This window comes from Bacillus sp. R45 (assembly GCF_021729365.1).
GTDB lineage: Bacteria > Bacillota > Bacilli > Bacillales > Bacillaceae > Bacillus > Bacillus velezensis.
Genome location: NZ_CP091421.1, coordinates 1,801,845 through 1,820,770 on the forward strand (window position 1 = coordinate 1,801,845; position 18,926 = coordinate 1,820,770).

Sequence of the window (18,926 nt, forward strand, 5' to 3'; positions counted from 1 at the left end):
AAGTTTATCTCAAATTTAAGCTGAAAGAGTTGAGAAAAAGTCAGCATCGCTTTATGATGAAAAGGTACAACAATAAGGAAGGGGATTATAATGGATACAATTGAAAAGAAATCAGTTGCCACCATTCGTACACTATCTATAGACGCAATTGAAAAAGCGAATTCCGGACATCCGGGCATGCCGATGGGAGCCGCTCCGATGGCATACACGTTGTGGACGAAATTTATGAATGTAAATCCGCAGAATCCGGGCTGGTTTAACCGCGACCGCTTTGTTTTATCAGCAGGCCACGGTTCAATGCTTTTATACAGCATGCTGCATTTAAGCGGATATGACCTCAGCATTGAAGACTTGAAACAGTTCCGTCAATGGGGAAGCAAAACACCGGGACATCCGGAGTTCGGGCATACAGCCGGAGTAGACGCAACGACCGGGCCGCTTGGACAGGGGATTGCAATGGCAGTGGGAATGGCAATTGCAGAACGCCATCTGGCTGAGACATATAACCGTGATTCATTCAACGTAGTTGATCATTATACATACAGTATTTGCGGAGACGGCGATTTAATGGAAGGCATTTCTTCCGAAGCCGCTTCTCTTGCAGGCCATCTTGAATTAGGCCGCCTGATCGTATTATACGATTCTAATGACATTTCCTTAGACGGCGATTTAGACCGTTCTTTCTCTGAAAATGTAAAGCAGCGTTTTGAAGCAATGAACTGGGAAGTTCTTTATGTTGAGGACGGAAACAACATCGCTGAATTGACGGCTGCAATTGAAAAAGCGCGCCAGAATGATAAAAAACCGACTTTGATTGAAGTGAAAACCACGATCGGTTTCGGTTCTCCAAACCGTGCGGGCACATCCGGCGTTCACGGCGCTCCGTTAGGACTAGAAGAGAGCAAGCTGACAAAAGAAGCGTATGCTTGGACGTTTGAAGAAGATTTTTATGTTCCGGAAGAAGTATATGGGCATTTCAATCAAGCTGTAAAAGAAGCCGGCTCGAAAAAAGAACAGGAATGGAATGAACTGTTCGCGGCTTATAAAGAAAAATATCCTGGGCTTGCTGAACAGCTGTCACTCGGCATGAAAGGCGAGCTTCCTAAAGACTGGGATCAGGAAGTTCCCGTTTATGAAAAAGGCAGCAGCCTTGCTTCCCGCGCATCTTCAGGTGAGGTACTGAACGGGATCGCCAAGAAAATTCCTTTCTTTGTCGGGGGATCTGCTGACCTTGCGGGTTCAAATAAAACGACAATCAAAAATGGAGGAGACTTCACGGCCAAAGACTACGCCGGGAAAAACTTCTGGTTCGGTGTCCGTGAATTTGCGATGGGCGCTGCATTAAACGGAATGGCGCTTCACGGCGGCCTCCGCGTATTCGGCGGCACATTCTTTGTATTCTCTGATTATTTAAGACCTGCCATTCGTCTGGCATCATTGATGGGACTCCCTGTCACTTATGTATTCACGCATGACAGTATTGCCGTAGGAGAAGACGGGCCGACTCACGAACCGGTTGAGCAGCTTGCTTCTTTACGCGCACTTCCTAACCTTTCTGTGATCAGACCTGCTGACGGAAATGAAACCGCAGCTGCATGGAAGGTTGCCGTTCAAAGCCAAGATCATCCGACAGCTCTTGTATTGACACGCCAAAACCTGCCGACGATTGATCAGCAGGCTGAAGAAGCGTATGCGGGCGTGGAAAAAGGGGCTTATACCGTTTCCAAAGCAAAAACCGATTCACCGGACGCCCTTCTTTTAGCGACAGGCTCTGAAGTCGGACTTGCGATCGAAGCTCAAGCGAAACTGGCTGAAGAAAACATTCACGTATCTGTAGTCAGCATGCCGAGCTGGGACCGCTTTGAAAAACAATCGGCTGAGTACAAAAACAGCGTGCTTCCTCCGAATGTGACGAAACGTCTTGCGATCGAAATGGGTTCAAGCTTCGGATGGGGCAAATTTACCGGTCTTGAAGGAGACGTTCTCGCAATTGACCGTTTCGGTGCTTCAGCTCCGGGAGAAACAATTATGAAAGAATACGGGTTTACTGCAGAAAACGTAGTTGACCGCGTGAAAAAACTTCTAAACAAATAACGAGACAAAAGAGGATGAGTCAAATCATCCTCTTTTTCCTGTTTATGCGACAAAAATAGAAGGGGCGGCGTAACAGTAATAGACAATTCTTTCTTTTCTCCTTTTGTATAATAGAAAGCAATAACGAAGCGCTGTAAAAGGGGATGAGGAAATGGAACGTCATTACTATACGCACCTGATAAAGGATGAGTTTGCGAACCACTACTTCGGGCGGGAAACGGCTATGTTTGAGTTGTTTCGAGACTATCATTGGACAGATCTGACACCCCAGGAATATCAAATGACAGAAAAGCAAGTTCAATATATAACGGAACCGATTCCGGTGATACATATGCATCAGCGGCTCCAGCTGCATTTAAACCGAATGAGTTACAGCCGTTTGGATTCCATTTACCGGCTTACACTGCCCGGAGAAAAGGGCCGCGCCACCTTCATGATGAAAGACAGTTTAATTGAGATTGCGGCTTCGGGAGATTATGAGGCGGAAACGATTTTCTTTGAGATTCTGCGTAAAATCAGCCCCTGTTTTCTTGCAATGGATTTCAAGACACGGCGCTACGGGTGGTTAAATCCGGTCAGGGAAAGAAATTTTGTCTAAAAACGAGGAAAAAGAGATGTAAATGTTGTATAATAGCCTTTGGTTTAGTACACTTTAAACTAGACAACATGAAGGAGGAAATAAAATGACTTTATGGGTTGGCATCCTAGTGGGCGTTGTCGCATTGCTCATAGGTGTTGCACTCGGGTTTTTTATTGCTCGTAAATATATGATGAGCTATTTGAAAAAGAATCCGCCTATTAATGAACAAATGTTACGCATGATGATGATGCAAATGGGAATGAAACCTTCTCAAAAGAAAATTAATCAAATGATGAAAGCCATGAATAATCAAGCGAAATAATACGTACAGATTATGATATAGAGATACATGGTTATAAAAATAAAAAACCCGGAGAGGGTTTTTTATTTTTGCGTCATGTTTCACCCCAACTGCCGGTGTGCAGTTCTTTTTGGTATTGTATGAGAAGGTGGTCAAGCTCCTGGCTGAGTTCTATCGTAATGTTTGATGTCATTCCGTTTGTCATGACGATTTTAAGCAGCTCTGCCCGTTTTTTTTCAATTTCATTTAATAGATGCTCTCTAATCACAGGGATATATCCTTTCATACATAAATCTTTCACCTGAGTCGCTATTATTATATCCACATTTATACTGTTTTTCAAATAAGAAGGAGTATAATATCTCGATGTCAAATTAAATTATATAAGCTTTTTCTATAAAAAGTAATCCTTCTCGGGAAAGTGTTAAAAAAATGAAATGATTTTGTCATAACTCGAAGGGAGTGTGTCATCGTGAGTTTTAATTACTTTCTGACGTTTGGGGCCGGATTTCTGTCTTTCATTTCTCCATGCTGTCTGCCGTTGTACCCCGCCTTTTTATCTTACATAACTGGTGTCAGTATGGACGAGGTGAAAACAGAAAAGGTGATGCTGCAAAAGCGTGGCCTCGTGCATACACTTTGTTTTTTGCTTGGCTTCTCCGTGATTTTTATCGCATTGGGATATGGAACTTCGTTTATCGGCAGTTTTTTTACCCAATATCATGAAGCGATCCGCCAGTTTGGCGCTATCATGCTGATCCTTTTCGGGCTGATTACTGCCGGTGTGTTTCAGCCGAAATTCATGATGAAAGAGCGGCGCATTCACTTTAAGCGCCGTCCGGAGGGGTTTATCGGTTCGGTTCTGATCGGTCTTGCGTTTGCAGCCGGCTGGTCGCCGTGCAGCGGGCCTATTTTAGGAGCTGTGTTTTCGCTGGCAAATACAAATCCTTCTTCAGCAGTGCCGTATATGTTTTTATATGTTCTCGGTTTTGCGATTCCTTTTCTTGTTCTTTCATTTTTTATTACCAGAATGAATTGGATTCGCAAGCATCAGCTGCTTATCATGAAAATCGGCGGCATTCTTATGATTCTGATCGGAGTTATGCTGTTTTTTAACTGGATGAGCTACATTCTGATCGTTCTGTCAAATCTTTTCGGAGGATTTACGGGTCTGTAACGGATTAATAACTTTTGAACTATTATATACCCTTTCGTTTTTGGTACAATAAGACTAGTTAATGTTAAATATGTGGAGGGGAATATGACACGAGTTTTAGTTGTAGATGACGCCAAGTTCATGAGGGTGAAAATCAGAGAGATTCTGGAATCGGCGAATTACACAGTGGCCGGGGAAGCGGCTGACGGGGAGGAAGCCCTGGCAGTATATCAAAAAATCCGTCCCGACCTGGTGACAATGGATATTACCATGCCGGTCAAAAACGGTATACAGGCGCTGCAGGATATTTTAGCTTTTGACCCGAAAGCCCGGATCATCATGTGCACCGCCATGCGGCAGCAGCGGATCGTTCTGGAAGCGATTGAATTAGGCGCTAAAGACTTTATCGTTAAACCGTTTGAAGCATCTAAAGTGCTGGAGGCCGTAGGCCGGGTAACGGGAACGTAAACGTGTTCTCTTTTCAAATTGGTTTTTTTTATGTTTTTGGAGTATAGTATATAGTATCAAACTCCGTGCAAGCAAAGGAATGATAAAGATGATGATTATAATTTCATCCGTTATTGCAGCGGCAATGGCCATTTCCGTGATGATCGTCAGGATTAAAGCCTCCGACAAGCCCGCTTCACCTAAAAAAATAATTCTCCCGCCGATTTTCATGAGTACGGGAGCGCTTATGTTCCTTTTTCCGATTTTCAGAGTGACGGGCGAAGAATTTTTGGAGGCCATTACGCTGGGCGTGATCTTCTCTATTTTTCTGATTAAAACATCTAAATTTGAGATTAAAAATAATGAAATCTATTTAAAACGGTCAAAGGCGTTTGTGTTTATCCTGATTGGTTTGCTCGTTATCAGAATCGCTATGAAATCCATTTTGAGCACGACGATTGATTACGGAGCTTTAAGCGGAATGTTTTGGATTCTGGCTTTCGGAATGATTGTCCCGTGGCGCATCGCGATGTTTATGTCTTACCGCAAACTTTCGAATGAACTGAAGACCGCTGATATTCAGATGAATTAAAACCTTTCCGTCCGCCGGAAAGGTTTTTTATTTGAGCAGGGCCTGATAAGGAGTAAGATCAATCTGTTTTTCGCGGAGATGCTTTTTTAAAAATTGATGATCACGCTTAGGAGTGGCCAGTATGTAACCCCTGATGATTAAATCACGGTTTATTTGTTCAGCTTCCTCCGCTAAGGAAAGTTCACCGATTTTTCCGGCGATTTTCGCTTTGGCTACATCCCGAAAGAGCTCCGGCACGGGAGCGACCAATTCATCCAAAAACGCCTTGTCACCCGCATTCCATAAGTGCCTGCTTTTTTCAATATAATAGTCCTGCCAATCCAGTTCTGACCGGCCGTCTTCTTTCGGTAAGCGTTTTAAAAATTTTCGAAACATAAAAAATCCGCCGATAGACAGCAATCCGATCATCACGATGACCCAAAATAAAATAAACCACATAAACCAGCCTTCTAGCATTGTTCTATCTCCTCCTTACTTTAACCATATTGTAAACGAAGACAGAATAGAAGAACACATGAAAAAAAGAATAGAAAAAATGATAGATGTCCAGTCAATTCGGTTGCTAGAACATATTCTATCGTATAGTGATTCTGCTATTTGGCCATGGGAGATTCACTTTGAGGGTATATGACTGATATGACCGGACAAAAAAGCCGCTTCCATTGAGGGATGAAAGCGGCTTTTTTATGTTATAGAGGAAATTGAAAGGAAAATGAGGCAGGAGTCTCATTAGGCTCCTTGTTCATGGAGACGGTCAGAATATGGTTGGTGAAATCAGTGAAAATATGTTTGTCATTCAGATAAAAAGGAAGCACCATTTGTTTGTTTAATGTCCGTTCAAGCGTTTTAACAGAGAGCATAAACTCATTTCCCGAAAGAGTGACGGTGATCGCCTGCACCTGCTTCAGGGCCGTCAGGTCGGCTTCAATGATATATTGACGGCTTGTTTCATATAGATCGATCGGCAGCGTCTCGTCATACCAAGCATACGGGTCCTCGTAAAACTGCCGCAGCCATTCTTCCGTATCATCAAATTCTTCAGCGTTTTTTGAGTGATTCATGGAAGCATTCCTCCATATTAAAAAGCCTTGCTATAACGTATGCAGAAGCTTTAAATGGGTGAATGGCACAAAAAAACAGACACCGGGGTCTGTTTTACATATCGTGGCTTGTATTATGTTTTTGTCTTGTATGGTTGCGGTTTTTCACTTTTTTGCTTCCGCTCAGCGGTTCCGGCTGGCCGGGGTTATGGCCCTTCGGAGCATTTTTATGCATATCTTTACCCGTATTTTTATTTGTCATGTTAAAGCCTCCTTTTTAAGGTGTTCCGGCTATTGGTTTGTTTTTCTTTTTTTATTGTTCTGCCGTTCTTCTTCCGTCAGGACGAGCTGGTCATTTTCTATATAACCCGCGCCTTTGCCTTGGCTTTTCGCATCATTCATGCCGTTAATTACATGATTGGCTTTCCGTTTTACCATGATCATCACCTCAACATTAATATGGCTCTTTACAGCCCGTTGTATGAGGCGGAAAATCGGACAAAATTTACCGAAAATATGCTGATAAGACGATCTTATTGTATTTAATAAAAACATTGATATTTACTTATGTATGATTTTATACTAAGATGAAATTGTGAGAAAATTGTGATGGAATGTGAACATTCATCTAAAGAACGATCTTGATCATTGAAGGGGGATTTTGGAGAATGACAAATCAGCAAAAAGTCGCAACACAAGACGTTTTCCAAGCAAGAAAAACATTTTCTTCAAATGGGAAAACATACAACTACTATTCATTAAAAGCATTGGAAGACGCAGGGGTCGGCAATGTTTCAAAACTTCCTTATTCTATTAAGGTTCTTTTGGAATCCGTTTTGCGTCAGGTAGACGGACGCGTCATTACAAAAGAACATGTTGAAAATTTAGCAAGATGGGGTACTGCTGAATTAAAAGATATCGATGTGCCGTTTAAACCGTCACGGGTTATTCTGCAGGACTTTACCGGCGTCCCGGCCGTAGTTGACCTGGCATCTTTAAGAAAAGCCATGGCCTCTGTCGGCGGAGACCCTGATAAAATCAATCCTGAAATTCCGGTTGACCTGGTCATTGACCACTCCGTACAAGTTGACAAAGCCGGTACGGAAGATGCGTTAGCCATTAATATGGACTTAGAATTCGAAAGAAATGCAGAACGTTATAAATTTTTAAGCTGGGCAAAGAAAGCGTTTAACAATTATCAGGCCGTTCCGCCTGCAACAGGTATCGTTCACCAGGTAAACCTTGAGTTTTTGGCAAGTGTTGTTCATACGAAAGAGGAAGACGGAGAACTTGTGACCTATCCCGATACTTTGGTGGGAACAGATTCCCATACAACAATGATTAACGGAATCGGCGTCCTCGGCTGGGGTGTCGGCGGTATTGAGGCGGAAGCGGGAATGCTCGGCCAGCCTTCATATTTCCCTGTTCCTGAGGTCATCGGCGCGAAACTTGTCGGAAAATTGCCTAACGGAACGACGGCGACTGACTTGGCGCTGAAAGTCACTCAAGTGCTGCGTGAAAAAGGCGTAGTCAATAAATTTGTTGAATTCTTCGGTCCTGGTGTTGCTGAGCTTCCGCTTGCGGATCGGGCGACTATTGCCAATATGGCGCCGGAATACGGAGCGACTTGCGGATTCTTCCCGGTTGACGAGGAAGCACTTTCTTACCTGCGTCTGACCGGCCGTGAAGAAGAGCAGATCGATATTGTGGAAGCATACTGCCGCAGCAACGGTTTATTCTATACGCCTGACGCGGAAGAGCCGATTTTTACAGACGTTGTGGAAATTGATCTGTCAAAAATCGAAGCGAACCTTTCAGGCCCGAAACGTCCGCAGGATTTAATCCCGCTTTCCGTTATGCAGGAAACGTTTAAAAAACATCTTGTCAGCCCGGCCGGCAACCAAGGATTCGGAGCGGATGCTGCTGAAGAGAACAAAGAAATTTCATTTAAACTTAACAGCGGTGAAGATGCGGTTATGAAAACAGGGGCGATTGCAATCGCCGCTATTACAAGCTGTACGAATACATCAAACCCTTATGTATTAATCGGTGCCGGATTGGTAGCCAAAAAAGCGGTAGAATTAGGCTTGAAAGTGCCGAATTATGTGAAGACTTCACTTGCACCGGGGTCTAAGGTTGTTACTGGATACTTAGTCAACTCAGGTCTGCTTCCTTACATGAAGGAGCTCGGCTTTAACCTTGTGGGGTATGGCTGTACGACATGTATCGGGAACTCCGGCCCGCTTTCTCCAGAGATTGAAGAAGCGGTTGCTAAAAATGATCTCTTGATCACTTCTGTCCTGTCGGGTAACAGAAACTTTGAAGGCCGGATCCATCCGCTTGTTAAAGGAAACTACCTTGCGTCACCGCCGCTTGTTGTCGCATACGCATTGGCGGGCACTGTAAACATCAACCTGAAAACGGACCCGATCGGTGTCGGAAATAACGGACAAAATGTTTATTTCGATGACATCTGGCCGTCCATGGATGAAATCAATTCTCTCGTCAAACAGACTGTTACGCCGGAATTATTCCGCAAAGAGTATGAAACGGTATTTGACGACAACCAGCGCTGGAACGAAATCGAAACGACGGATGAAGCGCTGTATAAGTGGGACCAGGATTCCACTTACATTCAAAACCCGCCGTTCTTTGAGGAAATGTCTGTAGAGCCGGGAAAAGTTGAGCCTTTAAGAGGACTTCGCGTTGTCGGCAAATTCGGCGATTCCGTGACGACTGACCACATTTCTCCGGCTGGAGCGATCGGAAAAGACACACCGGCGGGCAAATACCTGCAGGAAAAAGGCGTTTCTCCTCGTGACTTTAACTCTTACGGCTCACGCCGCGGAAACCATGAAGTCATGATGAGAGGAACATTCGCCAATATCCGCATTAAAAACCAAATTGCACCGGGTACAGAAGGCGGCTACACAACACATTGGCCTACCGGGGAAGTGACATCTATTTATGATGCCTGCATGCGGTATAAAGAAGATAAAACGGGTCTTGTCGTCCTGGCCGGAAAAGATTACGGAATGGGCTCTTCACGTGACTGGGCTGCAAAAGGAACAAACCTGCTCGGCATCAGAACAGTTATTGCCGAAAGCTTTGAAAGAATTCACAGAAGCAACCTCGTCTTCATGGGTGTGCTGCCGCTTCAGTTCAAACAGGGTGAAAACGCGGATACACTCGGCTTAACCGGTAAGGAAGTCATCGAGGTGGATGTTGATGAATCTGTACGTCCGCGCGACTTGCTGACTGTCAGAGCAATCAGTGAAGACGGTACGGTAAAAACGTTTGAAGTCGTTGTCCGTTTTGACAGTGAAGTGGAAATTGATTACTATCGCCACGGCGGCATTTTACAAATGGTGCTTCGCGATAAAATGAAACAGTAGCAGAATGAACAAAAGAGAGAAAGCAGTCTGCTTTCTCTCTTTTTATGCGGGAGGCTTAAGATGCTTGCAAAATGGCTGGGCGGAATGTTACTTATCGGGTTGTTAGTATATGCGGGCTGGAACATTTATTCCGTGCAAAAAAGTCCGAAAGAAGGGACAGAAGAAGGGATGAAAGCCCCTGACTTTACACTTGATACATTGTCAGGAAAAAGTATCTCCCTATCTGATTATAAAGGAAAAAAAGTGCTCCTCAATTTCTGGGCGACGTGGTGCAAGCCGTGCCGAATGGAAATGCCGGATATGCAGGAGCTGCAGAAAGAATATCCTGATATTGCGGTAGCAGCCGTTAATTTTACGTCTTCTGAAAAAAATATACAGGCTGTGAAATCATTTGCTGATCATTATCAGCTGACCTTTCCTATTCTGATTGACAAAAGCGGAATTAACGGGGATTTCAACGTGCTTTCTTATCCGACAACATACATATTAGACGAAAAAGGAACCATTCAGCACATTCGCGTAGGCACGATGACAAAAAAAGAAATGAAAGAAAAACTGGATCTCAAATAGAGGTTCAGTTTTTTTATTGTGAAGGGCTTAGGTTTTGAAAAATTGGAAAAAATGAATGAAAACACGGAGGTGAGAAGATTGAAAAAAATGCGAAAACGTTCTTTTCATGAATTGGTTATGGAAAATAAACGTGAGCTGATGACCAATACGGAATATTTGAATCAGCTTGAAGAAAAGCTGGAGCAGCGGTTCAAACAAAAATAACCTTTAATTTGCAGTCATGTTTGCACCTCCTTTTGCAAAATATACTCTTAAGGAGGGATGAACATGGGCATAAACAAGAAAGACGGCCAGCCGCAATACGCTCCGAGCCACTTAGGGACAAAACCCGTTAAATATAAACGCAACAAAGGGGAAAAGTTTCATGACAAGTCAAACGGACATCCGATTGTCATGCAGACGAAAGGCGAATAACATCATCAAAGGAGAGCAGACATTATGACAAACAATGATCAAAAACCGAATCCGGATGACCGTTCCGATAACGTTGAAAAGCTGCAGGATATGGTGCAGAATACAATTGAAAATATAGAAGAAGCGAAAGAATCAATGGAATTTGCGACAGATGAGGAAAAACAGCGCATTCAAGAAAAGAATGCCAGACGCAATGAAAGCATTGAATCGTTCCGCAGTGAAATTCAGGATGAATCGGCTGCAAGAGAAAACGGCTATCAATCATAATAAAAACCAGGGAAACCTGGTTTTTTTCTCTTTCCGGCTCGTTGTGATAAAATGGGGCTAATCTGATAAAAAGGGAGCAGAGAACGTTGCATGTGTCAAAAAAAGAAATAGAAGTGCGTTATGCGGAAACAGATCAAATGGGCATCGTCTATCATGCCAATTACTTAGTCTGGATGGAGGTCGGCAGAACGGCGCTGATTAAGGAACTCGGATTCCTTTACAAGGATATGGAAGATAGAGGAGTGCTGTCCCCTGTATTGGATATCAGCATTTCTTATAAAAAGCCGCTCCGCTACGGTGAAACGGCTGTCGTACATACTTGGATTGAAGAATATAACGGATTTAAAACCGTTTACGGCTACCACATCTATAATCCGGATCAAGAACTTGCCATCAAAGCGACATCCTCTCATATATGCGTTGATAAAGAGAGCTTCAAACCGATTCAGTTTCGCAAGGCTTTTCCTGATTGGCATGCCGCTTACGAAAAGGCAAAAAAATAAGGAGCGGCTGCACTTATGGCATTTGGAATTACGCGTAAGGAACTGGAAAGATGGAAGCGGGATGTATCGGAAGGGAAAATCGCTTTTTTAACGCATTACTGGCTGGACGACCGCTTTCCGGAGGCTAAGACCGTGACGAAGGCTGGTTCAAGCGATCTCAATAAACTGATCAGATGGGGAGCGGAGTACGGGCTGAAGCCGGAGTGGATTCACCATAAAAATGAATTTCCCCACTTTGACCTGCTCGGAGAAACGCAAAGAAGCATATTAGAAAAAGAACGTCTGACTGATCACCTAAAAAGGTTCAGGCTGTAAAAAAAAGAACGCATCCGCTGCGTTCTTTTTTTTACACGTAATCAAATACCGGCTCTTCTGCTTGATCTGAATATGTGACTGACAAATCGTGATTATCAAAGTACCATAAGTCGCTTTCTTCAATAAAAAAGGTAATGCCTTCAACTTCCGTGCTGGTGCCGATGTTCATCGGCAGGTCTTTTAAAATGCCGAGAGAAAAGCCTTTCTGAACGTTGCTGCATCCCCCGTAACGGACAAAGAAACGGACGTGGTCGCCTGTTTCCAGATCGAGCTCTTCTTTGTACCAATCCAGCGCGCCTTTCGTTACTTTCATGTTCATCCGGAACACTCCCTTTTTGTTTCTCATATAAAGAAATTATCTCTATTATAAACGCATATGGCATTTTGATGTCAAAATTGAAGTTTCATCAAAACCATTTGATCTTCGGTTCTGTTTTGTTTATAATCCGTTTGATGTTTGCCCTGTGTCTGTAGATAACAAACGCGGTCAAGAGCGTCACTACGATTAATAAATAAGGGTCTTTTACAAACAGACAGTAAATAATCGTATAAATCCCTGTTAACATTGAAGACAGAGAAACAAATTTCGTAAGGAATAAAAATACGAAAAATACTGCAACCATCGTAACGAATAACAGCGGAGCATAAAACAGCAGGACGCCCCCTGATGTGGCTACGGCTTTGCCTCCTTTAAACTTTGCGAACACGGGGAATACATGGCCGATCACTGCTGCCACCCCTGCGAGAAGAGGATGAATGGGGACGTGCAGTAAATATGGGAGCGCCGCGGCCAGGGTGCCTTTTAAAATATCGGCTGCGACGACGACAGATCCCGCTTTAACGCCAAGCGTGCGAAAAGCATTTGTAGCGCCCAAATTGCCGCTTCCGTGTTCTCTAATATCGATCCCTTTCGCAAGTTTGCCTACGACTAAACCTGACGGGATGCTGCCTATTGCATAGGCCAAAATAATCAATAAAGCAATCAACATCTACATTTCTCCTTTTCAATGTCCCTTCACTCTATTTTAACACGAGTTGTTACCGTCTGATGACAAGTTTTTTGAGAATTAAGCTGACAAATCGCTTTTTTTGATTCCGGCGAAGCGGTCATGTACAATATATCAAAAGGAGATGGTAAAGATGCAAAATCCTTCAAAATCAGAGATTAAAGAAATTCTGGACCGGAGCAAACGGATCGCAGTCGTCGGGCTGTCAGACCGTCCCGACCGGACTTCTTACATGGTTTCCAAAGCGATGCAGGATGAAGGGTATGAAATTATTCCCGTCAACCCAACGATTGATGAGGCGCTTGGCGTTAAAGCCGTTGCTTCATTAAAAGACGTGGAGGGACCGATTGATATCGTGAATGTGTTCAGACGCTCTGAGCAGCTTCCCGGCGTTGCTAAAGAATTTTTACAGACGGACGCTCCCGTTTTTTGGGCGCAGCAGGGCCTTGCAAATGAAGAAGCGTATCGCATGATTACAGACAAAGGACGGACCGCTGTAATGGATTTATGTATAAAAGTCGCCCGCGCTGTTATAAAATAGGAACAAAAAAGGCAAAAATCCTTGGCAAATCAGGGGTTTTTGCTTTTTTATTGAAAGAATACTCTTTGCGTATGATGATGAAACAGATACAATAAAGCATGAACAGCTTTTTTAGAAACCCCTTTATACAGGGGTTTGCAGTCTGTTTGCGATGGCCGGCATAAAGCTATATAATAGAAAGCGAACTCATGTTCTTATCTGCCGAAAAGGGCACCAAAAAGATGAAAAGCCGTTCGAATGTATGTCTTGCGGCCTAAAAAACGAGCCATTCGCTTAAATATGTTGCGAAATCAAGCATATTGGTTATAATTGTGAGTCCGAGGAGAATTGGACCGAAGCTTGCGCATACTGAAAAACAAAGACATGAAAACATTTAAAAAAGAGAATGATTAAGAGCAGGTTTTTTGAAAGGGGTTTGTACGTTTGGCTAGAAAACAGCAATTTGATTACAACGAAGATGCCATACAGGTGCTTGAAGGCCTGGAAGCCGTCAGAAAACGACCGGGAATGTACATCGGTTCGACGGACGCACGCGGCCTGCACCATCTGGTATATGAGATCGTCGACAATTCCGTCGATGAAGTTCTTGCCGGCTACGGAGATCATATTATCGTAACGATACATAAGGACAACAGCATCTCCGTTCAGGATAGAGGACGCGGAATGCCGACCGGGATGCATAAGCTCGGAAAGCCGACGCCGGAAGTTATTTTCACCGTGCTGCATGCCGGGGGGAAATTCGGACAGGGCGGCTATAAAACAAGCGGCGGTCTGCATGGTGTCGGCGCATCTGTCGTAAACGCATTATCGGAGTGGCTGACAGTTACTATTGAGCGTGACGGATATGTCTATAAACAGCGGTTTGAAAACGGCGGCAAGCCCGTGACTTCACTTGAAAAAATCGGAACGACCAAAAAAACGGGAACGCTTACCCATTTTAAACCTGATCCGTCAATGTTCAGCGCAACGGTTTATAATTTTGACACGCTGTCAGAACGTCTGCGCGAATCGGCTTTCTTGTTAAAAGGTTTGAAAATAGAATTAATTGATGAACGGAACGGCGTAAAAGAAGTATTTTATTATGAGAACGGAATTGAAGCATTTGTCGCTTATTTAAACGAGGAAAAAGACGCTTTATGCGAAGTGGTGTCCTTTGAAGGCGAGCATCATGACATTGAAGTCGATTTCGCGTTTCAGTTTAATGACGGGTATTCAGAAAATATGCTGTCATTCGTTAATAACGTCAGAACAAAGGACGGCGGCACCCACGAATCAGGAGCCAAAACGGCAATGACAAGAGCGTTTAACGAGTATGCGCGAAAGGTCGCCCTTTTAAAAGAGAAAGACAAGAACCTTGAAGGCGCCGATATCAGGGAAGGTTTGTCCGCAATCATTTCCGTCCGTATCCCGGAGGAACTGCTGCAATTTGAAGGCCAGACGAAAGGGAAGCTCGGCACAAGTGAGGCGAGATCCGCCGCGGATGCCGTCATTTCTGAGAATCTTGCTTATTTCTTGGAAGAAAACCGCGATACGGCAACCCTGCTTGTCAAAAAAGCGATTAAAGCAAGCCAGGCCCGTGAAGCGGCCCGTAAAGCGAGAGAAGAAGCGAGAAGCGGCAAAAAGCGCAAAAAATCAGAAGCGACGCTGAGCGGAAAACTTACACCGGCCGGTTCCAGAAATCCGGCGAAGAATGAATTGTATCTGGTGGAGGGAGACTCTGCTGGAGGCTCTGCAAAACAGGGAAGAGACCGGAAATTCCAAGCCGTGCTGCCCCTTCGCGGAAAGGTCATCAACACAGAGAAAGCAAAGCTTGCAGACATCTTCAAAAATGAAGAAATCAATACGATTATTCATGCGATCGGCGGCGGTGTCGGCGCAGATTTTGATATAGAGGACATCAACTATGACAAGATCATCATCATGACGGACGCGGATACCGACGGCGCGCACATTCAAGTCTTGCTGTTAACGTTTTTCTACCGCTATATGAAACCTTTAATCGAGCACGGAAAAGTTTTCATCGCCCTTCCGCCTCTTTACAAAGTGAGCAAAGGAAGCGGCAAGAAAGAGATTATTGAATATGCTTGGTCCGACGAAGAAATGGACGGCGTTTTAAAGAAAGTCGGCAAAGGATATACCATCCAGCGCTATAAAGGTCTGGGAGAAATGAACGCAGACCAGCTCTGGGAAACGACGATGAATCCCGAATCGCGAACGCTCGTCAGAGTCAAGATCGACGATGCGGCACGGGTAGAGCGCCGTGTAACGACATTAATGGGAGACAAAGTAGAACCGAGAAGAAAATGGATTGAAAAGAATGTTGCCTTCGGATTAGATGAGGAAAGCAATATTTTGGAAAATGAAAACTTGTCGGTCGCTGAGGAGGTTTAATAGTGGCACAGCCAGAATTATTTCATGATTTACCGTTAGAAGAAGTAATCGGCGACCGTTTCGGACGCTACAGTAAATACATTATTCAAGACAGGGCGCTGCCCGACGCTCGTGACGGTTTAAAGCCGGTGCAGCGGAGAATTTTATACGCCATGCACGCAGACGGAAATACATTCGATAAAAATTTCCGTAAAGCGGCGAAAACGGTCGGAAACGTTATCGGTAATTATCATCCGCACGGTGACAGCTCCGTTTATGAAGCGATGGTGCGGATGAGCCAGGATTGGAAAGTGCGGAATGTGCTGATTGAGATGCACGGCAACAACGGAAGCATTGACGGTGATCCGCCGGCTGCCATGCGTTATACGGAAGCGAGATTATCTTCTATCGCGTCAGAGCTTTTGCGTGATATTGATAAAAATACGGTTGAATTCGTTCCGAACTTTGATGACACCAGTAAAGAGCCGGTTGTTTTGCCCGCCATGTTCCCTAATTTGCTTGTTAACGGATCAACCGGGATTTCAGCGGGCTATGCGACTGATATTCCCCCTCATCATCTGGGTGAGGTCATTGATGCCGTCATTAAACGGATTGAATCTCCGGATTGCACTGTCGATGACTTGATGCAGGTGATTAAAGGGCCTGACTTTCCGACAGGAGGCATTATTCAAGGAGTCGACGGCATTCGGAAGGCTTATGAAACCGGTAAAGGCAAAATTATTATCCGCGGCAAGGCTGAAGTGGAATCCGTAAGAGGCGGACGGGAGCAGATCGTCATTACAGAAATTCCGTTTGAAGTAAACAAAGCCAATCTCGTTAAGAAAATGGACGAATACCGCATAGACAAAAAAGTCGAAGGCATTTCTGAAGTCAGGGATGAAACTGACCGCACGGGGCTTCGGGTGGTCGTTGAGTTAAAGAAAGAAGCCGATGCAAAAGGCATCCTGAATTTCTTATATAAAAACACTGATCTGCAGACAACATATAACTTTAATATGGTCGCCATACATAACCGCCGGCCGATGCTGATGAGTCTTACGGCCATCCTGGATGCGTATATTTCCCATCAGAAGGAAGTGGTGACAAACCGCTCCGTCTTTGAATTACAAAAAGCAAAAGAGCGGCATCACATCGTTGAAGGACTGATGAAGGCACTGTCCGTGTTAGATGAGGTCATAGCGGTCATCCGGGCAAGCAGCGACAAGAAAGATGCGAAACAAAACTTAATTTCTAAATTCGCATTTACGGAGCCGCAGGCCGAAGCGATCGTATCCTTGCAGCTGTATCGTCTGACAAACACGGATATTACGGCGCTAAAAGAGGAAGCGGAAGAGCTCAGCAAGAAAATTCAGGAGCTCGAAGCCATTTTAAGTCATGATAAAAAGCTGTTAAAAGTCATTACAAGCAGCCTGAAAAAATTGAAAAAGACCTATGCTGACAGCAGACGGTCTGTCATTGAAGAAAAGATAGAGGAAATTAAAATCAATCTTGAAGTCATGGTTGCCTCTGAGGACGTATATGTGACAGTCACAAAAGACGGCTATGTAAAACGAACAAGCCAGCGGTCATTTGCCGCTTCTAACGGCCAGGATTTCGGTATGAAGGATACTGACAGGCTGATTCACCAATTTGAAATGAATACAACGGATGTTCTTCTGCTCTTTACCAATAAGGGAAGCTATGTTTATTGTCCGGTTCACCAGCTTCCCGATATCAGGTGGAAAGACATGGGGCAGCACGTAACGAACATCATCACGATTGACCGTGATGAAACCATCGTGAAAGCTATACCGGTAAAAGAATTTGATCCATCTTCATATTTACTGTTCATGACGAAAAACGGTATGGTGAAGAGAACTGAAATGACGCATTACAAAGCGCAGCGTTACTCGAAAGCGCTTGTTGCCCTTAACCTTAAAGGGGATGATGAGCTGATTGATGTTCATGTCACAGACGGCGGCAGCCAGCTGTTTATCGCCACCCGCCTCGGGTACGGTTTATGGTTCGGTGAAGATGAAGTAAATGTAGTCGGTGCCCGTGCGGCCGGCGTAAAGGGCATAAATTTAAAAGACGGTGATACCGTCGTATCAGGGCAAATCCTGCATGAAACAGATTCGCTTGTCCTCGTCACACAGCGGGGAGCAATCAAACGGATGAACCTATCTGAATTCGAAAAAACATCCAGGGCGAAACGCGGTGTCATCATGCTGCGTGAGCTAAAAAAGAACCCGCATCGGGCAGTCGGCGTATTTGCGTGCGCTTTGGCCGACATGATCGCTGCGGAAACAGAAAAAGGCGAGAGAATCGAAATCGCCGTGAAGTCCTTGCGGGCGAATGACCGATACAGCAACGGCTCCTTCTTTACCGATGAAGATGAGACAGGGCCGGTAACAGATGTATGGCGTATCCCTGCATACGATGTTTAAGAGTAAAAATAAAATAAAAAACCTCCGCTCATTGAGCGGAGGTTTTACTATTTAGCTTTCATGGCTGCCGAATAAGTCAGTGATAGCGTGAATGACTTCGATTCCCTGCCATACAAATAAATTCAATGCAGTGAATGAAAACAACCCTAAAATCACCATTCGTAAGATAAACAACATGTTTAACAACCTCCTCATTTTATGTTACATAGATAGGCGATGTTGAACATGAAGCTCATCGAAATACGAGGACTGATAAAATTTAGCGATTAAAAAGCTTTTCTTTCGCTGTCTTCTCCGGGAAGCGGGGCGTCTCCTGTCTGATATCACGATCAGTGAGACAGAAGCGGCAAAAAGCGCCGTCAAGATATATGAGCCCGTCAGCGATTTTTTCTCATCATCAGCATTTTGGCCGGCCTTCATTTCGTGCATTTCCTGTTGGTCGGCTACCGCTTTAAAATGATGAGCGGTATCAAACGCATGGGGAATGGAGAGCAAATGAAAGCTTGCAATCGCTAAAAATAAAATAGAAGCTTTTAAAAACAAGATTTTTTTCAAATGTTCTCCTCCCTTCATAAGTCTGAATATTTTTATTATAATACCCTAATTTAAATGTAAAGTAAACACATTTATTAAATTTAAAAAATTATTATCCTGGTTAAGTATATACCATTCCATCCATCTTTTCATCTCTTTTTTCTTAAAGACCTATTTGTTATGATATGCACGCATTCCTTATAACGTGACAACATTTTTCAGGCTGTATAATAAAAAACGGGGCATGACAGCAAAAGATGTGATGAAGAAACCGAAACATTTTCTTAAAAAAACTTCTCAACCACTGTTGTTGTGATATAATAATACCCGTTGTGTTAAAAGATCTAACATAT

25 protein-coding genes are annotated in these 18,926 nt (G+C 44.0%); 16 read left to right on the top strand and 9 right to left on the bottom strand.

Features of this window, described 5'->3' with window-relative positions; translation table 11 throughout:
• The first annotated feature begins 90 nt into the window (after positions 1-90).
• From tkt to L3V45_RS08805, 3 genes are all read left to right on the top strand, one after another.
• Positions 91-2,094: a transketolase gene (gene tkt / locus L3V45_RS08795; protein ID WP_109567513.1), complete on the top strand. Its 2,004-nt coding sequence runs from the start codon at positions 91-93 to the stop codon at positions 2,092-2,094.
• A 151-nt stretch (positions 2,095-2,245) separates the two neighbouring features.
• Positions 2,246-2,692, top strand: coding sequence for a sporulation inhibitor of replication protein SirA (sirA, locus tag L3V45_RS08800; RefSeq protein ID WP_003153995.1), 447 nt, complete (start codon positions 2,246-2,248; stop codon positions 2,690-2,692).
• 85 nt (positions 2,693-2,777) lie between these two features.
• Positions 2,778-2,996: a YneF family protein gene (locus L3V45_RS08805; RefSeq protein ID WP_003153994.1), complete on the top strand. Its 219-nt coding sequence runs from the start codon at positions 2,778-2,780 to the stop codon at positions 2,994-2,996.
• 73 nt (positions 2,997-3,069) lie between these two features.
• On the opposite strand, the gene L3V45_RS08810 is transcribed toward L3V45_RS08805, so the two are convergent.
• Complete coding sequence (locus L3V45_RS08810) at positions 3,070-3,243, bottom strand: aspartyl-phosphate phosphatase Spo0E family protein (protein WP_012117647.1); 174 nt, start codon at positions 3,241-3,243, stop codon at positions 3,070-3,072.
• Between the two features lie 201 nt (positions 3,244-3,444).
• Between L3V45_RS08810 and L3V45_RS08815 the strand changes: the two genes are divergently transcribed.
• The 3 genes from L3V45_RS08815 to L3V45_RS08825 all read left to right on the top strand — a co-directional run bounded on the left by L3V45_RS08815 (position 3,445) and on the right by L3V45_RS08825 (position 5,170).
• On the top strand, positions 3,445-4,152 hold the full coding sequence (locus tag L3V45_RS08815; RefSeq protein ID WP_088056486.1) for a cytochrome c biogenesis protein CcdA: 708 nt from the start codon (positions 3,445-3,447) through the stop codon (positions 4,150-4,152).
• Between the two features lie 84 nt (positions 4,153-4,236).
• The gene (locus L3V45_RS08820; RefSeq protein ID WP_007410327.1) at positions 4,237-4,599 is read left to right on the top strand and encodes a response regulator; all 363 of its coding nucleotides are present in this window, start codon (positions 4,237-4,239) and stop codon (positions 4,597-4,599) included.
• A 79-nt stretch (positions 4,600-4,678) separates the two neighbouring features.
• Complete coding sequence (locus tag L3V45_RS08825; protein ID WP_088005392.1) at positions 4,679-5,170, top strand: CcdC family protein; 492 nt, start codon at positions 4,679-4,681, stop codon at positions 5,168-5,170.
• 27 nt (positions 5,171-5,197) lie between these two features.
• Here the strand turns inward: L3V45_RS08825 and L3V45_RS08830 are convergent, their stop codons facing one another.
• The 4 genes from L3V45_RS08830 to sspO form a co-directional block, all read right to left on the bottom strand.
• Positions 5,198-5,626, bottom strand: a complete 429-nt coding sequence (locus L3V45_RS08830; RefSeq protein ID WP_003153987.1) for a DUF2621 domain-containing protein — start codon at positions 5,624-5,626, stop codon at positions 5,198-5,200.
• Positions 5,627-5,859: 233 nt separating this feature from the next.
• The gene (locus tag L3V45_RS08835) at positions 5,860-6,231 is read right to left on the bottom strand and encodes an Hsp20/alpha crystallin family protein (RefSeq protein ID WP_003153985.1); all 372 of its coding nucleotides are present in this window, start codon (positions 6,229-6,231) and stop codon (positions 5,860-5,862) included.
• A gap of 94 nt (positions 6,232-6,325) precedes the next feature.
• Positions 6,326-6,472: a small acid-soluble spore protein P gene (locus tag L3V45_RS08840; protein WP_109567514.1), complete on the bottom strand. Its 147-nt coding sequence runs from the start codon at positions 6,470-6,472 to the stop codon at positions 6,326-6,328.
• A gap of 29 nt (positions 6,473-6,501) precedes the next feature.
• Entirely contained in the window at positions 6,502-6,648 is a 147-nt protein-coding gene (gene sspO, locus L3V45_RS08845; RefSeq protein ID WP_003153982.1) for a small acid-soluble spore protein SspO, read from the bottom strand.
• 230 nt (positions 6,649-6,878) lie between these two features.
• Between sspO and acnA the strand changes: the two genes are divergently transcribed.
• From acnA to L3V45_RS08880, 7 genes are all read left to right on the top strand, one after another.
• Positions 6,879-9,605, top strand: a complete 2,727-nt coding sequence (gene acnA / locus L3V45_RS08850; RefSeq protein WP_014305071.1) for an aconitate hydratase AcnA — start codon at positions 6,879-6,881, stop codon at positions 9,603-9,605.
• Positions 9,606-9,665: 60 nt separating this feature from the next.
• The gene (locus L3V45_RS08855; protein ID WP_003153980.1) at positions 9,666-10,175 is read left to right on the top strand and encodes a TlpA family protein disulfide reductase; all 510 of its coding nucleotides are present in this window, start codon (positions 9,666-9,668) and stop codon (positions 10,173-10,175) included.
• A gap of 78 nt (positions 10,176-10,253) precedes the next feature.
• Positions 10,254-10,379, top strand: coding sequence for an FbpB family small basic protein (locus tag L3V45_RS08860; protein WP_012117651.1), 126 nt, complete (start codon positions 10,254-10,256; stop codon positions 10,377-10,379).
• A gap of 63 nt (positions 10,380-10,442) precedes the next feature.
• A complete protein-coding gene (locus L3V45_RS08865; RefSeq protein WP_003153977.1) occupies positions 10,443-10,589 on the top strand; it encodes an acid-soluble spore protein N in 147 nt (48 codons plus the stop codon).
• Positions 10,590-10,613: 24 nt separating this feature from the next.
• Positions 10,614-10,856: a small acid-soluble spore protein Tlp gene (gene tlp, locus L3V45_RS08870; RefSeq protein WP_003153975.1), complete on the top strand. Its 243-nt coding sequence runs from the start codon at positions 10,614-10,616 to the stop codon at positions 10,854-10,856.
• 86 nt (positions 10,857-10,942) lie between these two features.
• Entirely contained in the window at positions 10,943-11,359 is a 417-nt protein-coding gene (locus tag L3V45_RS08875) for a YbgC/FadM family acyl-CoA thioesterase (RefSeq protein WP_003153973.1), read from the top strand.
• Positions 11,360-11,374: 15 nt separating this feature from the next.
• Complete coding sequence (locus L3V45_RS08880; protein WP_003153968.1) at positions 11,375-11,674, top strand: hypothetical protein; 300 nt, start codon at positions 11,375-11,377, stop codon at positions 11,672-11,674.
• Positions 11,675-11,705: 31 nt separating this feature from the next.
• On the opposite strand, the gene L3V45_RS08885 is transcribed toward L3V45_RS08880, so the two are convergent.
• Both L3V45_RS08885 and plsY read right to left on the bottom strand, forming a co-directional pair.
• The gene (locus L3V45_RS08885) at positions 11,706-11,993 is read right to left on the bottom strand and encodes a HesB/YadR/YfhF family protein (RefSeq protein WP_003153966.1); all 288 of its coding nucleotides are present in this window, start codon (positions 11,991-11,993) and stop codon (positions 11,706-11,708) included.
• Between the two features lie 88 nt (positions 11,994-12,081).
• Complete coding sequence (gene plsY / locus L3V45_RS08890) at positions 12,082-12,663, bottom strand: glycerol-3-phosphate 1-O-acyltransferase PlsY (RefSeq protein WP_003153964.1); 582 nt, start codon at positions 12,661-12,663, stop codon at positions 12,082-12,084.
• 151 nt (positions 12,664-12,814) lie between these two features.
• Between plsY and L3V45_RS08895 the strand changes: the two genes are divergently transcribed.
• The 3 genes from L3V45_RS08895 to parC all read left to right on the top strand — a co-directional run bounded on the left by L3V45_RS08895 (position 12,815) and on the right by parC (position 18,039).
• Positions 12,815-13,222, top strand: coding sequence for a CoA-binding protein (locus tag L3V45_RS08895; protein WP_015388178.1), 408 nt, complete (start codon positions 12,815-12,817; stop codon positions 13,220-13,222).
• A 423-nt stretch (positions 13,223-13,645) separates the two neighbouring features.
• The gene (parE, locus tag L3V45_RS08900) at positions 13,646-15,613 is read left to right on the top strand and encodes a DNA topoisomerase IV subunit B (RefSeq protein WP_025851072.1); all 1,968 of its coding nucleotides are present in this window, start codon (positions 13,646-13,648) and stop codon (positions 15,611-15,613) included.
• Between the two features lie 2 nt (positions 15,614-15,615).
• Positions 15,616-18,039, top strand: a complete 2,424-nt coding sequence (gene parC / locus L3V45_RS08905) for a DNA topoisomerase IV subunit A (RefSeq protein ID WP_032858581.1) — start codon at positions 15,616-15,618, stop codon at positions 18,037-18,039.
• Positions 18,040-18,090: 51 nt separating this feature from the next.
• Here parC and L3V45_RS19510 read toward each other — a convergent pair whose 3' ends face one another.
• A complete protein-coding gene (locus L3V45_RS19510) occupies positions 18,091-18,216 on the bottom strand; it encodes a hypothetical protein (RefSeq protein WP_003153957.1) in 126 nt (41 codons plus the stop codon).
• Between the two features lie 24 nt (positions 18,217-18,240).
• Complete coding sequence (locus L3V45_RS08910) at positions 18,241-18,594, bottom strand: hypothetical protein (protein ID WP_003153956.1); 354 nt, start codon at positions 18,592-18,594, stop codon at positions 18,241-18,243.
• Between the last annotated feature and the right edge of the window lie 332 nt (positions 18,595-18,926).

Bases quoted from the DNA above. Each gene is read 5' to 3' on its own strand.
- tkt (WP_109567513.1), top strand. From the start codon at position 91: ATGGATACAATTGAAAAGAAATCAGTTGCCACCATTCGTACACTATCT.
- sirA (WP_003153995.1), top strand. From the start codon at position 2,246: ATGGAACGTCATTACTATACGCACCTGATAAAGGATGAGTTTGCGAAC.
- L3V45_RS08805 (WP_003153994.1), top strand. From the start codon at position 2,778: ATGACTTTATGGGTTGGCATCCTAGTGGGCGTTGTCGCATTGCTCATA.
- L3V45_RS08820 (WP_007410327.1), top strand. From the start codon at position 4,237: ATGACACGAGTTTTAGTTGTAGATGACGCCAAGTTCATGAGGGTGAAA.
- L3V45_RS08825 (WP_088005392.1), top strand. From the start codon at position 4,679: ATGATAAAGATGATGATTATAATTTCATCCGTTATTGCAGCGGCAATG.
- L3V45_RS08830 (WP_003153987.1), bottom strand. From the start codon at position 5,626: ATGCTAGAAGGCTGGTTTATGTGGTTTATTTTATTTTGGGTCATCGTG.
- L3V45_RS08835 (WP_003153985.1), bottom strand. From the start codon at position 6,231: ATGAATCACTCAAAAAACGCTGAAGAATTTGATGATACGGAAGAATGG.
- L3V45_RS08840 (WP_109567514.1), bottom strand. From the start codon at position 6,472: ATGACAAATAAAAATACGGGTAAAGATATGCATAAAAATGCTCCGAAG.
- sspO (WP_003153982.1), bottom strand. From the start codon at position 6,648: ATGGTAAAACGGAAAGCCAATCATGTAATTAACGGCATGAATGATGCG.
- acnA (WP_014305071.1), top strand. From the start codon at position 6,879: ATGACAAATCAGCAAAAAGTCGCAACACAAGACGTTTTCCAAGCAAGA.
- L3V45_RS08855 (WP_003153980.1), top strand. From the start codon at position 9,666: ATGCTTGCAAAATGGCTGGGCGGAATGTTACTTATCGGGTTGTTAGTA.
- L3V45_RS08865 (WP_003153977.1), top strand. From the start codon at position 10,443: ATGGGCATAAACAAGAAAGACGGCCAGCCGCAATACGCTCCGAGCCAC.
- tlp (WP_003153975.1), top strand. From the start codon at position 10,614: ATGACAAACAATGATCAAAAACCGAATCCGGATGACCGTTCCGATAAC.
- L3V45_RS08880 (WP_003153968.1), top strand. From the start codon at position 11,375: ATGGCATTTGGAATTACGCGTAAGGAACTGGAAAGATGGAAGCGGGAT.
- L3V45_RS08885 (WP_003153966.1), bottom strand. From the start codon at position 11,993: ATGAACATGAAAGTAACGAAAGGCGCGCTGGATTGGTACAAAGAAGAG.
- plsY (WP_003153964.1), bottom strand. From the start codon at position 12,663: ATGTTGATTGCTTTATTGATTATTTTGGCCTATGCAATAGGCAGCATC.
- L3V45_RS08895 (WP_015388178.1), top strand. From the start codon at position 12,815: ATGCAAAATCCTTCAAAATCAGAGATTAAAGAAATTCTGGACCGGAGC.
- L3V45_RS19510 (WP_003153957.1), bottom strand. From the start codon at position 18,216: ATGTTGTTTATCTTACGAATGGTGATTTTAGGGTTGTTTTCATTCACT.